The 13,277-nt window shown below is 66.2% G+C and carries 14 protein-coding genes; 8 read left to right on the forward strand and 6 right to left on the reverse strand.

From position 1 onward, the window contains the following. Window positions 1-88: 88 nt before the first annotated feature. From KXD97_RS02760 to phoU, 4 genes are all read left to right on the forward strand, one after another. Window positions 89-1,096: an acyl-ACP desaturase gene (locus KXD97_RS02760; protein WP_260755352.1), complete on the forward strand. Its 1,008-nt coding sequence runs from the start codon at window positions 89-91 to the stop codon at window positions 1,094-1,096. A gap of 32 nt (window positions 1,097-1,128) precedes the next feature. Continuing rightward, a complete protein-coding gene (dusB, locus tag KXD97_RS02765; RefSeq protein ID WP_396885328.1) occupies window positions 1,129-2,295 on the forward strand; it encodes a tRNA dihydrouridine synthase DusB in 1,167 nt (388 codons plus the stop codon). Between the two features lie 221 nt (window positions 2,296-2,516). Beyond that, window positions 2,517-4,514: an LCP family protein gene (locus KXD97_RS02770; RefSeq protein ID WP_260755354.1), complete on the forward strand. Its 1,998-nt coding sequence runs from the start codon at window positions 2,517-2,519 to the stop codon at window positions 4,512-4,514. 86 nt (window positions 4,515-4,600) lie between these two features. After that, complete coding sequence (gene phoU / locus KXD97_RS02775; RefSeq protein ID WP_260755355.1) at window positions 4,601-5,269, forward strand: phosphate signaling complex protein PhoU; 669 nt, start codon at window positions 4,601-4,603, stop codon at window positions 5,267-5,269. Between the two features lie 92 nt (window positions 5,270-5,361). Here the strand turns inward: phoU and pstB are convergent, their stop codons facing one another. The 6 genes from pstB to KXD97_RS02805 form a co-directional block, all read right to left on the reverse strand. Beyond that, entirely contained in the window at window positions 5,362-6,138 is a 777-nt protein-coding gene (pstB, locus tag KXD97_RS02780; RefSeq protein ID WP_260755356.1) for a phosphate ABC transporter ATP-binding protein PstB, read from the reverse strand. Window positions 6,139-6,161: 23 nt separating this feature from the next. After that, entirely contained in the window at window positions 6,162-7,079 is a 918-nt protein-coding gene (gene pstA, locus KXD97_RS02785; RefSeq protein WP_260755357.1) for a phosphate ABC transporter permease PstA, read from the reverse strand. Beyond that, on the reverse strand, window positions 7,076-8,134 hold the full coding sequence (gene pstC, locus KXD97_RS02790; RefSeq protein ID WP_260755358.1) for a phosphate ABC transporter permease subunit PstC: 1,059 nt from the start codon (window positions 8,132-8,134) through the stop codon (window positions 7,076-7,078). Before pstC ends, pstA begins: the two co-directional genes overlap by 4 nt. Window positions 8,135-8,182: 48 nt before the next feature. Further along, window positions 8,183-9,322 carry a phosphate ABC transporter substrate-binding protein PstS gene (pstS, locus tag KXD97_RS02795; RefSeq protein WP_260755359.1) on the reverse strand — a complete coding sequence of 380 codons (1,140 nt, stop codon included), beginning with the start codon at window positions 9,320-9,322 and terminating at the stop codon, window positions 8,183-8,185. Window positions 9,323-9,450: 128 nt separating this feature from the next. Continuing rightward, on the reverse strand, window positions 9,451-10,332 hold the full coding sequence (mshD, locus tag KXD97_RS02800) for a mycothiol synthase (protein ID WP_260757815.1): 882 nt from the start codon (window positions 10,330-10,332) through the stop codon (window positions 9,451-9,453). Window positions 10,333-10,364: 32 nt separating this feature from the next. Next, on the reverse strand, window positions 10,365-11,162 hold the full coding sequence (locus KXD97_RS02805; protein WP_260755360.1) for a response regulator transcription factor: 798 nt from the start codon (window positions 11,160-11,162) through the stop codon (window positions 10,365-10,367). Between the two features lie 181 nt (window positions 11,163-11,343). Here KXD97_RS02805 and lmeA point away from each other — a divergent pair, with 181 nt between their 5' ends. The 4 genes from lmeA to KXD97_RS02820 all read left to right on the forward strand — a co-directional run bounded on the left by lmeA (window position 11,344) and on the right by KXD97_RS02820 (window position 13,259). Next, the gene (gene lmeA / locus KXD97_RS02810; protein WP_260755361.1) at window positions 11,344-12,138 is read left to right on the forward strand and encodes a mannan chain length control protein LmeA; all 795 of its coding nucleotides are present in this window, start codon (window positions 11,344-11,346) and stop codon (window positions 12,136-12,138) included. Further along, window positions 12,135-12,566 (forward strand): thioredoxin family protein, encoded by a 432-nt coding sequence (locus KXD97_RS02815; protein WP_260755362.1) that lies wholly within the window; start codon window positions 12,135-12,137, stop codon window positions 12,564-12,566. The genes lmeA and KXD97_RS02815 overlap by 4 nt, the downstream gene beginning before the upstream one ends. 29 nt (window positions 12,567-12,595) lie before the next feature. Further along, window positions 12,596-12,688 carry an Ms5788A family Cys-rich leader peptide gene (locus KXD97_RS33260; protein WP_396884651.1) on the forward strand — a complete coding sequence of 31 codons (93 nt, stop codon included), beginning with the start codon at window positions 12,596-12,598 and terminating at the stop codon, window positions 12,686-12,688. 91 nt (window positions 12,689-12,779) lie between these two features. Then, window positions 12,780-13,259: a DUF4395 domain-containing protein gene (locus KXD97_RS02820; protein ID WP_260755363.1), complete on the forward strand. Its 480-nt coding sequence runs from the start codon at window positions 12,780-12,782 to the stop codon at window positions 13,257-13,259. The last annotated feature ends 18 nt before the right edge of the window (window positions 13,260-13,277 follow it).

Genomic DNA, 13,277 nt, shown 5'->3' on the forward strand with positions numbered 1-13,277 from the left:
TGTGAGCGGCGGCGCGGCGGCTTGAATGTCACTGACTTACACAGATATATTGAGTGCAACCATCAGGTACAGATAACTGGGAGGTGTCGTGTCGAAAGACCTGACCGACCTGCAACTGTTGACCGAACTCGAGCCCGTCGTGGAGCCCCTGGTCAACCGCCACATGCGGATGAAGAAGGACTGGAACCCGCACGACTTCATCCCGTGGTCCGACGGCAAGAACTATTACGCCCTCGGCGGCCAGGACTGGGATCCCGAGCAGTCGAAGCTCTCCGAGGTCGCTCGTGTCGCAATGCTGGTCAACCTCCTGACCGAGGACAACCTGCCCGCCTATCACCGCGAGATCGCGATGAACTTCACCATGGACGGCCCGTGGGGCTTCTGGGTGAACCGGTGGACCGCGGAAGAGAACCGGCACGGCATCGCGCTGCGTGACTACCTCGTCGTCACCCGCAACGTCGACCCCGTGGAACTGGAGATGCTGCGCCTGGAGCAGATGACCCGCGGCTTCAGCCCGGGCCAGAACCAGCAGGTGGAGGCAGACCTGTTCGCCGAGAGCCTGTTCGACTCCGTCATCTACGTGACGTTCCAGGAACTGGCCACCCGCGTGTCGCACCGCAACACCGGCAAGGCGTGCAACGACCCGATCGCCGACCAGCTGCTGCAGCGGGTCTCAGCCGACGAGAACCTGCACATGATCTTCTACCGCGACGTGTCCGAAGCGGGCTTCGAGATCGCACCCGATCAGGCGATGAAGTCGTTGCACAAGGTGCTACGCAACTTCAAGATGCCCGGGTACACCATCCCCGACTTCCGCCGCCGTGCGGTGACCATCGCCTCGGGCGGTGTGTACGACCCGCGAATTCACCTCGACGACATCGTGATGCCGGTGCTGAAGAAGTGGCGCATCTTCGAGCGCGAGGACTTCAACGGCGAGAGCGCACGGATGCGCGACGACCTCGGTCTGCTTGTCGAGGAGCTACAGGACGCGGTCGACAAGTTCGAGGTCGCCAAGCAGCGCCGCGAAGAGCGGCTGGCCCAGATGGCCAAGAAGAAGGCGGCCAAAGATCAGCTGGTGGGATCATCAGCCTCGTAACGGACGCCCCCCGATCGGCCCGGTCCCCGGACATTTCCCCCAGTCGCTTCGCTCCTGCCCCCGGGGTGCGGATCGGGCCGTTCGACCTTCGCAGCCCCGTCGTCCTCGCACCGATGGCGGGGGTGACCAACGTCGCGTTCCGCACGTTGTGCCGGGAACTGGAGCTCGCCCGCGCCGGCACCGTGAGCGGGTTGTACGTCTGCGAGATGGTCACTGCGCGCGCCCTGGTGGAACGTCACCCGGTGACCATGCACATGACGACCTTCGCCCCGGAGGAGTCGCCGCGCTCGCTGCAGCTGTACACCGTCGATCCGGCCAACACCTACGCCGCGGCCAAGATGATCGTCGAGGAGAATCTCGCCGACCACATCGACATGAATTTCGGCTGCCCGGTGCCGAAGGTGACCCGACGGGGCGGCGGCGCCGCACTCCCGTACAAGCGCCGGCTGTTCGGCCAGATCGTGGCCGCCGCTGTCCGAGCCACGGAGGGCACCGACATTCCCGTCACCGTGAAGTTCCGAATCGGGATCGACGAGGACCATCACACGCACCTCGACGCCGGCCGGATCGCGGCTGAAGAGGGTGCGGCAGCCGTCGCCCTACATGCGCGCACCGCGGCTCAACGGTATTCGGGCAGCGCCGACTGGCAGCAGATCGCGGCACTGAAGGCGCACGTCACGACGATTCCGGTGCTGGGAAACGGTGATATCTTCGACGCTCGTGACGCGCTGGCGATGATGGACGCGACAGGCTGCGACGGGGTGGTGATCGGCCGCGGCTGCCTGGGTCGGCCGTGGTTGTTCGCCGAGCTGTCCGCCACGTTCACCGGCGCGGCACCAGCGACCCCGCCCACCCTCGGCGAGGTCGCGCAGATCATCCGTCGGCACGGCGAGCTGCTCGCAGCTCATTTCGGGGAGGACAAGGGAATGCGGGACATCCGCAAGCACGTCGCGTGGTACCTGCACGGTTTCCCCGCCGGAGCCGACCTTCGCAGGTCGCTTGCCCTTGTGAAGACGATTTCCGAGCTGGACGAGCTGCTCGATCAGCTCGATCCGGATGTCCCGTTCCCGCCGGCGGCCAACGGGCCACGGGGCCGTCAGGGGTCCGCCGCGTCGGTCACCCTGCCCGAGGGTTGGCTCAACGACCCGGACGACTGCACGGTGCCCGCAGGTGCCGATGTGATGCATTCGGGCGGCTGATCGACGGACCGAGACACTTCTGAAACAGTTCTGACACCCGGGTTCGGCTGGATGTCTCTCAGGATGTCTCAGTACGATGAGTGATCAAACTGCCTGTCTCCAGTGGCGGAGCCGGGCGTGGTGCTCTAGACAGTGAACAGGCACTCGGCAGTCTGCGGGCCGATGCGCAACGACGCGCACGGTCCCTACGACGCTGTGAACGCTGGAAGGCCGGTAGGACCATGAGCGACGGCGACACCGAGGATGCCGCTGCCACTCACGGCCGCCCCCGTTCTGGCGCCGACGGAACGGGCGAACGGTCCGATGGTGACTGGCTTACCCGATCCCGGCAGCCGAAGCCAGGCGCCGCGCCGTGGGAGCGCGCGATCGACACCCCGCCGGCCGCCGACGGCGCCGCCGCCGAACCCGGGCCGTCCGACGACACGTCCGCCCCGATCACCGTCGCAGACCTGATCGCCAAACTCCACGGGGACGGCGCGACCGCTCCCCCGCCCAGGCGCCGCCGAGCCCGACCGGCGCACGACGCCGAGCCCGAGCCCTACCCTGACACCGACGAGCTGGACACCGCGATCCTGCCGGCCGTGGACCTGACCCGCGCCGACCTTCCCAACCTGACCACTGCGCGGGCCCCGGCGCACGTGCCGGCGAAGCCGCGGCTGCGGCCGTCGCACCGGCTGACCGTTGCCGGCCGGGTCGCCGCCGCGCTGGTCGCGGTGCTCGCGCTGGTGTTGACCGGCGGCGCGTGGCAGTGGCAGTCGGCCAAGAACAATCTGCTCAACAGGGTTTCGGCGCTGGATCCGGATTCCCGCGACATCGTCGATCCCAACGCCCAGTTCGGTGACGAGAACTTCCTCATCGTCGGCACCGACAGCCGCATCGGCGAGAACAGCGACATGGGCGCGGGCACTACCGAGGATGCGGCCGGTGCCCGCTCCGACACGGTGATGCTGGTGAACATCCCGGCGAACCGGAAACGCGTTGTGGCCGTGTCGTTCCCGCGTGACCTCGAGATCGAACCGATGAAGTGCGAACCGTGGAATCCGGAGACGCGTGAGTACGGGCCGATCACGGACGAAGAGTCCCCGATGTACGGCATGGAGGAGGTCTACACCGAGTACAAGCTGAACTCGGCCTTCGCCGTCGGTGGCCCGAGGTGTCTGGTCAAGGTGATTCAGAAGCTGTCCGGCCTGCACGTGAACCGCTTCATGGCAGTCGACTTCGCCGGGTTCTCCAAGATGGTCGACGCGCTCGGCGGTGTCGAGGTGTGCAGCACCACGCCGATCGAGGACTACGAACTGGGCACCGTGCTGGCCAACGCCGGACGTCAGACCGTCGACGGCCACACCGCGCTGAACTATGTGCGCGCCCGCCAGGTGACCACTGAGACCAACGGCGACTACGGCCGCATCAAACGGCAGCAGCTGTTCCTGTCGTCGCTGCTGCGTTCGCTCATCTCCAAGGAGACGTTCTTCTCGTTGTCGAAGCTGAACAACGTGGTCAACATGTTCATCGGTGACAGCTACGTCGACAACCTCGACACCAAGGATCTGGTGGACCTCGGCCAGTCGGTGCAGGGCGTGACGGCCGGCCGGATCACGTTCGTGACGGTGCCGACGGTCGGCTACGCCGACGAATGGGGCAACGAGATCCCCCGCACCGACGACATGCGGGCGCTGTTCGACGCGATCATCAACGACGACCCGCTGCCTGAGGAGCGCAACGCCGACAACACCCCGGTGGCCGACGCTCCCGACACCCTCGCGAACTCCGCGACGCAGCCGGGTCAGCCCGACGGTGGCGAAGTCGTCGATACCATTGCCACCGAACCGCAGAGTGTCACCGTGCAGGTGTCCAACTCCACGAGTTCCGCCGGTCTCGGCGCCGACACGGCCGGCGCGCTGCAGGCCTACGGCTTCAACGTGACGACCCCTGACGACTATCCGGGACCCTTGGCCCGCACCACGGTGTTCTTCTCCCCCGGCAACGAGGAGGCGGCGGCCACCGTCGCGTCGGCGTTCGGCAACGCCACCGTGGAACGGGTCACCGGTATGGGCGATACGGTCCAGGTGGTGCTGGGCACCGACTTCGATGCGGTCACTGCCCCGTCGCCCAGCGGATCCGCGGTGCAGGTTCGGCTGATCCGCGGGACGAAATCGCCGGCCACCGCGCTGCCCGAGGATCTGACCGTCACCAACGCCGCGGACACCAGCTGCGAGTAGCCGACCCTGGTTTAGGCAGGTGGCATTCACCTTTCGTTCACCGTCGGCTCGTGACGACAGACAAACGACCCCGGTAGGGTTGACACATGCGTACCGCGTACCACGAGCAGTTGGAAGCCCTGTCCAGCAGGCTCGGCGACATGTGTGGGCTTGCCGGCGACGCGATGGAGCGCGCCACCCAGGCGCTCCTGCAGGCTGATCTCGCCCTGGCCGAACAGGTGATCACCGACCACGACCAGATCGCCGCGCTCAGCGCCCGCGCCGAAGAAGAAGCCTTCGTAATCCTCGCGCTGCAGGCCCCCGTTGCCGGCGATCTGCGGGCCATCGTCAGCTCCATCCAGATCGTGGCCGACGTCGACCGGATGGGGGCGCTGGCGTTGCATGTCGCAAAGATCGCCCGCCGTCGACACCCCCAGCACGCGCTGCCCGAAGAGGTCAACGGATACTTCGCCGAGATGGGCCGCGTTGCCGTCGAGCTGGGCCACAGCGCCCAGGAGGTGCTGCGCACCCGGGATCCGGAGAAGGCGGCCCGGATCCGCGAAGAGGACGACGCGATGGATGACCTGCACCGGCACCTGTTCACGGTCCTGATGGACCGCGAGTGGAAGCACGGTGTGGCCGCTGCGGTGGACGTGACCCTGCTGGGCCGGTTCTACGAACGGTTCGCCGACCACGCCGTCGAGGTGGCCCGTCGGGTGATCTTCCAGGTCACCGGTCACACGCCCGAAGAAGCGGAGATCTCCACTCCCCGCTGACGGCCCGCGGGCCACCGCCTGCGCACCAAGACAGAGAAATCGCCCCACCCGAAAGGGACTGGGGCGATTTCTTCGTGCGCGCGGCGAAACGGTCAGCCGAACCGCCCGGAGATGTAGTCCTCGGTGGCCTTCTGGGCGGGGTTGGAGAAGATCTTCCCGGTGTCGTCGATCTCGATCAGCCTGCCCGGCTTGCCGGTGGCTTCGAGATTGAAGAACGCGGTCTGGTCACTGACCCGCGCGGCCTGCTGCATGTTGTGCGTGACGATCACGATGGTGAAGTCCTGCTTCAACTCCGAGATCAGATCCTCGATCGCCAGCGTCGAGATCGGATCGAGTGCCGAACACGGCTCGTCCATCAACAGCACGTCGGGCTGCACCGCGATCGCGCGGGCGATGCACAGCCGCTGCTGCTGCCCGCCGGACAGCCCGCCGCCGGGCTTGTCGAGCCGGTCCTTGACCTCCGTCCACAGGTTGGCACCTTTGAGGGACCGCTCCGCCACCTCGTCGAGAGTCTTCTTGTTTCGGACCCCCTGCAGCTTCAGCCCGGCCACCACGTTGTCGCGAATCGACATGGTGGGAAAGGGGTTCGGCCGCTGGAACACCATGCCGATGGTCTTGCGGACACCGACCGGATCGACACCGGCGCCGTAGATGTCGTCACCGTCGAGCAGCACCGAACCCTCGACGCGAGCACCAGGGATAACCTCGTGCATGCGGTTGAGCGTGCGCAGCACGGTCGACTTGCCGCAGCCGGACGGGCCGATGAACGCGGTCACGCTGCGCGGCTCGACAGACAGCGAGACTCCTGCCACCGCGTGGAACGCGCCGTAATAGATGTTGACGTCCTTGAGATCCAAACGTTTGGCCATGTGGATCAGTCTCCTAAACCTGCTCAGACCTTTTTAGGGGCGAAGAACTTTGCGATGAATCGGGCACCGACATTGAGTACGGCAATCAGCACGACAAGGGTCAGGGCGGCGCCCCACAAACGATCGGTCGGTATCGGATTCGCTCCGGCGCCCGCCGACGTTTGGTCGTACATCATGCCCGGAAGCGAGCCCTGGAACCCGCCGAACATGTCGAAATTGATCGCCTGCGAGTATCCCACCAGGATGAGCAGCGGCGCGGTCTCTCCCATAACGCGTGCCAGGGCGAGTAGGACGCCGGTGACGATGCCGGACAGTGCGGTCGGAATCACGATGGCAGAGATGGTCTTCCACTTGGGAACACCAAGGGCGTAGCTTGCCTCTCGCAGATCCATCGGGACGATTCGCAGCATCTCCTCGGTGGATCGCACGATCACCGGAATCATCAGCAGGACCAAGGCAAGTGACACCGCGAAGCCCGACCGCTCGAAGCCCATCGTGGCCACCCACAGCGCATAGATGAACAGGGCGGCCACGATCGACGGGACACCGGTGAGGATGTCCACCATGAAGGTGGTGACCTTGCCCAGCCGGGTACCGCCGCCGTACTCGACCAGATAGATGCCAACGAACACGCCGACGGGGATCGAGATGATCGCACACACCAAGCCCTGCAGCAGGGTACCGACGATGGCGTGATAGGCGCCGCCGCCGGCGGCAAAAGCGGTCATCCCCGACTGCGAGTTGAACCACCATGTACTGGAGGTGACAACGCCGATGCCCTTGGCGAGCACGGTGTAGAGGACCCACACCAACGGCACGATCGCAATCACCACCGATGCGGTGACCAACACGGTGGCGAGATTGTTGGTGAACTTGCGACGCGTGCCGACACCTTGGAACGTCGTCGGCTTGACAGGCTGATCCAGCGCGGCCGATGTCATGAGGCGGACCGGTCCTTTCCGGCAACTGCGGCACGGGCCAGCGAGTTCACCACGAACGTCAGGATGAACAGCACCAGGCCCGCGGCGATGTAGGCGCCCGCCTTGTACTGGTCGTTGAATTCTGAAGCAGCCGAGGCGATCAGGCTGGCGAACGTATAGCCGCCGTCGAATAGCGACCAGCTGAACGCCGCCTGGGTACCGCGCAGGATGATCAGCAATGCGATGGTCTCGCCCAAGGCGCGGCCCAGACCGAGCATCGCGCCGCTGATGTACCCGGACATCCCGAACGGCAGCACGGTGGTGCGCACCACCTCCCACCGGGTCGCGCCCAGAGCCAGCGCAGCTTCGATCTGGCCGCGAGGGGTCTGGACGAACACCTCGCGGGTCACCGCGGTGATGATCGGCAGGATCATCACTGCCAGCACGATGCCGGCTGTGAAGATCGTGCCGCCGCCGGCCACCGATGCGCTACCCGTGGCGAACAGGAAGAGCCAACTGAGATTCTCGTTGAGCCACAACGCGAACGGCCGAAGCACAGGAGCGAGCACGTACAGGCCCCACACGCCGTAGATGATCGACGGCACCGCGGCGAGCAGATCCACCATGTAGGCCAGTGGCCCCACCACTCGCCGTGGCGCGTACTGCGTCAGATAGATGGCGATTCCCAGTGCGATGGGCATCGCCAGTACCAGCGCGAACACCGACACGAACACCGTCACCTGCAGCAGGTCGAGGATGCCAAAGCTCATCGCCGATGTGTCGGAGGTGTTCCAGGTGCCGCCGTAGAGGAAGAAATTCTCCTCGTTACGGGCGAGCGCCGGGATGGCCCGCCACAGCAGGAAGATGCCGATCGCGGCGATGATCGCCACGATGAGAGCACCCGAGCCCTCGGACAGCCCACGGAAGATGCGGTCCCCCAGCCGCTCTTTGGCATGCCGCGATGGGTCGGTCGAGATCGGCGTGGGCTCAGGGAAAGGAGTGGCCAAGGCCTCTCCCGACCCTGCGTCCAATGGGTTAGGCGTTGTCAATGCGGTTCCATCGAGCTTGTCGGTCATTCGGTCAAACCCATCCTCGCCGCTGCGTGGCGGTTGCGCTAATGAAACCTAGTCAGCCGGGCCGATGGCTTCGACCGCGGTCAACAACCGCTCCTTGAAGCGATCCGGAAGCGGCACGTAACCGGCTTCCGGCAGGCCCTGCTGACCCTGGTTCGCTGCGACGGTCATGAACGAGCGCACCGCGGCTGCAGTCTCGGCGTCGTAGCCCTGAGAGCAGACGATGTTGTAGGTGGCCAGCACCAGCGGGTAGGCGCCAGGCTCTGTGGTGCCGTAGAGCGACTGGAGATCGAGCACCAGGTTGTTACCCTCGCCGGCGAACGTTGCGGCGTCGATGGCCTTGCCGGCTGTTTCGTTGGTCAGCTCCACCGGACCGCTGCCGTTGTCGATTTGGGCGTAGGGAATCCCGGCCTGATCGGCGAAACCCTTCTCGACGTAGCCGATGCCGCCCGGAGTGGCCTGCACCGCCTGCGCCACGCCGGCGGACTTCTGCGCGCCTTCACCGGCGCCGCCCTGGAACTCACTGCCGTCACCCTTGGTCCACGTCTGGGGTGCCGCAGCGGCAAGGTACTTCTGGAAGTTGTCGGTGGTGCCCGAGGAGTCCGAGCGGTAGATCGGCGTGACCGCCTGGTCGGGCAGAGTCTTACCCTCGTTGAGGGCGGCGATCGCCGGGTCGTTCCAGTTGGTGATCTGACCCTGGAAGATGCGTGCCAGCACGTCGGCGTTCAGCACCAGGCCATCGACACCTTCGATGTTGTAGGCCATCGCGACCGGACCGAAAACCAGCGGCAGGTTCCACACCTCGTTACCGCCACACCGCTGGGCAGCCTGCTGTGCCTGCTCGTCCTTGATCGGCGAATCAGTTCCACCGAAGTCCACGTTGCCCGCGACGAACTGCTCCCGACCCGCGCCGGAACCCGTCGGGTTGTAGGACAGATTCTTGCCCGAGCAAACCTGACCCCAGGCCTGGTTGAAGACCGCGATGGCGTTCTGCTGGGCGGTCGAGCCCTCGGCGGTGAGCGAGTTCTTCCCACCACACTCGGCGGATCCGGCAGCTGCTGTTCCGGTGTCGCCGGTGGTGCCCGAGGTGCCGGCATTGTTGTCGCTGCCGCACCCGGCGAGGGCCATCGCGGCAATCGCTGCGAACGAGACGGTCGTACCGAACGACTTGCCGATGATGTTGAGCTTCACTGATCCCACTTTCTTTCCACTGACCCGATCACTTGCCCAGACGGCTGCAAACTCATCGGCAACGTATGCGCCCGGGGTGGACGGATCAGGGATGGCGGGTTAACGAGAAGTGAACAGGTTCAGCGACTTCACAGGTCGCCATGCGCGGCGTTGGCGTAGGCCACATCCGAGTTGGCCACGTCGAAACCGAGCCGACGATAGGTCTTCACCGCGGCGGTGTTGTCCGCTTCGACGTAGAGCATGACGTCGGCCTGCCCACCGTCGGACAGGAGACGCTCGGCGAGGTGGTGGAGTCCGATCAGTGTCAGCGCGCCGCCGAGCCCCCGTCCCTGCGCGTCGGAGGCCACCCCGACCACATAAACCTCGCCCAGAGTCTCGGAATGCGTTTTGGTCCAATGGAATCCGAGCAACCGGCCGTCGGCCTCGTCGAACGCCAGGAAAAAACCGGTCGGGTCGAACCACGGCTCGTTGCGGCGTTCGGCGATGTCCGCCTCGGTCCAGCCCCCCTGCTCCGGGTGCCAGGAGAACGCCGAGTTGTTCACGCGCAGCACCTCGGCGTCGTCGCGCGGGCCACCGTAGGTGGCGAAACGCACACCGTCGGCGGCAGGCGTCGGCGGAAGGTCGCGCAGAGAGCGACGCATCTGGAGAAGCTCTCGGACCGGCACCAGTTTCAGCGCCGCAGCGGTGGCCCGTGCCGGGGCGAGGTTGCCGTGGGCCCAGATGCGGGTCTCGGGTCCGCCGGCGGCCAGGGCGGTGCGGATCAGCTCCGATCCGACTCCCCGGCGACGCGCCTCGGGCGCGACCGCGAGCTCTGCCATCGGTGGGGCGTCGCCGTCGGCAGGTGCGAGGTTGAGGTAGCCGCGCATCCGGCCGTCCTCGGTGGCCACCAGGTGGCGGGTGCGCTGCTGGCCGAGTTCACGCAGCACCTGGTCACCGACGGGTGCCACGCCGTCGAGGACGGTCGCCTCGGAGATCAGGTCACGGACATTTTGCTGATCGGCACCGGACATCTCGTCCTGCCAGCCGACCGAAACCGGCGATGTCACTGACTGCGCAGCGCGTCGCCGAGCGCCTCCGGTACCCCGTCCGGATCCAACGAGCCGACGTCGTCGTAGGCATCCTCGTCATCGAGCTCCTCGGCGAGGTCCGCGCCGGCGGCCGCCGGGCGGCCACGGGCCGGACGGACCGCCTTGTAGCCCACGTTGCGCACCGTGCCGATGAGCGACTCGTATTCGGGGCCGAGTTTCGCGCGTAGGCGTCGCACGTGGACGTCCACGGTGCGGGTGCCACCGAAGAAGTCGTAACCCCACACCTCCTGCAGCAGTTGCGCGCGGGTGAAGACGCGGCCGGCGTGCTGAGCGAGGTACTTGAGTAGTTCGAACTCTTTGTAGGTCAGATCGAGTGGACGCCCGCGCAGCCGCGCGGTGTAGGTGCCTTCGTCGATGACGAGCTCCCCGAGGCTGATCTTGCCGACGTTCTCCTGGCTGGCCATGCCGCCGCGGCGACCCACCAGAAGCCGCAGCCGAGCGTCGATCTCCGCGGGCCCGGTGCTGGGCAGCAGGATCTCGTCGAGGCCCCATTCCACGTTGACGGCGACCAGCCCGCCTTCGTTGACCACCGCCACCACCGGCACCGATGTTCCCGTGGTGCCCAGGAGGCGGCACAAACCGCGCGCGGCGGCCAGATCTGTGCGCGCGTCGACAATCGCCACGTCCGCGGTCCCGGCCTCGAGCAGGGACGACACCTCAGTGGGCGCGGTCCGCACATTATGGGCCAGCAGGGACAACGAGGGCAGAACCAATTCCGGGTGCGGGTCGACCGTCAGTAGCAAAAGATCCAACTGACCCCTCCAGCTGCTGTGGAGTTTTTTTCTCCCGGACAACGATGTCGCGTGGTGACTTTCCAGATTCATGCATGACACACGGCCGTTACCCGGCCGATAGACACCTAACGATAGCGTGCTACCTGCCCGTAAGCCGCGCTGAACCTCGCTTCGCGACGGCGTCGGCAACAATGTCGGGGTGCGCAAACTCCTCACAGGTGTCCTCGCGACCCTCGTCACCGTTCTGGTCGGGGTGGTCGGCGCCGACTTCGGAGCCGCGATCTACGCCGAATATCGCCTGGCCAGAAGCGTCCGCGCCTCCGCCGACCTGAATTGGGACCCGTCGGTGGCGATCCTGGGTTTCCCGTTCATTCCGCAGGCGCAGCGCCGGCACTACGAGGAGGTGGAGATCAAGGCGAGTGGCGTTGATCACGGCGTGGTCGGCAAGGCCTCGCTGGAGGCAACCATGCACTCCGTCGGTCTCGACGACTCGTGGCTGGTGCAGCCCGGCGCCGCACTCACCGTCGGGAAACTCGAGAGCCGGATCATCATCGACTCCACCCATATGGGCCGCTATATGGGGATACCGGACCTGCTGATCGAGGCGCCCACCAGGGAGACCGAGGACTCCACCGGCGGTACCACGGAGTCGGGAATTTCGAGCAACCGCGGGGTGGTGTTCACCGGAACCCCCAGCAAGGCGGGTTTCGACGAGCGGGTCAGCATCGCGGTCGATCTGACGGTCGCCGGAGCGGACTCCACGACGTTGGTGGTAACCGCGACCGGCGTGCTCACCGAACCCGGCACCGCCGATCAGGCTGTTCCCGACGAACAGCTTCCCGCGGTGCTTGCCGCGTTCTCCACCTCACTGCCCGGCCAAAAGTTGCCGTTCGGAGTGGCACCCACGACGCAGGGCGCGCGCGGCTCCGACATCATCATCGAGGGCATCACCGAGGGAATCACCGTGAACCTCGACCAGTTCCGGCTGTCATGAGTTCGTCGTGGATCGCCGTCATCGCGGTGCTGATCGCCGCATTCGGGCTGGCCTTCGTGATCGGCAGGCTGTTGACTCTGCGGTCCGGATTGATCAAGGGCGCCGCGGAGTGGCCCGCTCTCCAGGAGAGCGACATCGAGGACCTGGGCCTGTCACGGACCGGTCCGACCGTCCTGCATTTCAGCGCGGTGTGGTGCGGTCCGTGCGCGGGGGTGCGGCGTGTGGTCGACCAGGTGTGCGCGGACCTGCCTCAGGTCACGCACGTGGAGATCGATCTGGACGCGAATCCAGAGGCGGGGCGCAAGCTTTCGGTGATGTCGCTGCCCACGACGTTCATCTTCGACGCGGAGGGTCGGCAGCGGTATCGCACCTCCGGCGTACCGACGGCCGCTGACCTGCGGTCGGCGCTTGAACCGCTGTTGGCCTGATCACCCCCTTGTTGGGTAAGCTGTCAGCCGTGTCCGCCCGCCTCGAGCTTTCGCTCACCAAGCGCCGCGCAGTCGATCTGTGCCGCATCGCGGGTTGTTGCTGTTGTTGTTGCAGCTGCTGAGTCGCCGCGCCTACTTTTTCCGCGCCGCACTCTGCGACCGGCCTGATCGGGCCCGCCGCACCCAGCCACACCAGACAACAGGAGCACATCTATGTCGAATGTCACACACGCAGGCGCGTCCGCGCCCGTCGCCGTGCGGGACGTCGTGGACGTCCGGGGGCCGCGATTCGCCGCCTGGGTCACCACGGCGGTCCTCGTCGCGGCGCTCCTCGCGTCGACCCAGAGTCTGCTCGCGGCAGCCCTGATCCTCGGTGTGCAAGCCGTCGTCTTCGGGGTCGGCGCCACCCTGGGCCCGCGCCGGCACCCCTACGGCCGGGTCTTCGCTGCGCTGATCGCTCCACGTCTGTCGCCGACCACGGAGCGTGAGCCGGTCGCACCGGTGAAGTTCGCGCAAGGGGTCGGGTTCGTCTTCGCGGTTGTGGGCACCGTAGGTTTCGCCGTCGGTCTCACACCGGTTGGCCTGGTGGCCACGGGCTTTGCGCTTGTGGCGGCACTTCTCAACGCAGCCTTCGGGATCTGTCTCGGCTGCCAGCTCTATCCGCTCTTCACACGCTTGACCCCCACCCGATAGCAATCGAAAGGATCCACC

This window comes from Mycobacterium sp. SMC-8 (assembly GCF_025263565.1).
Classification (GTDB): domain Bacteria; phylum Actinomycetota; class Actinomycetes; order Mycobacteriales; family Mycobacteriaceae; genus Mycobacterium.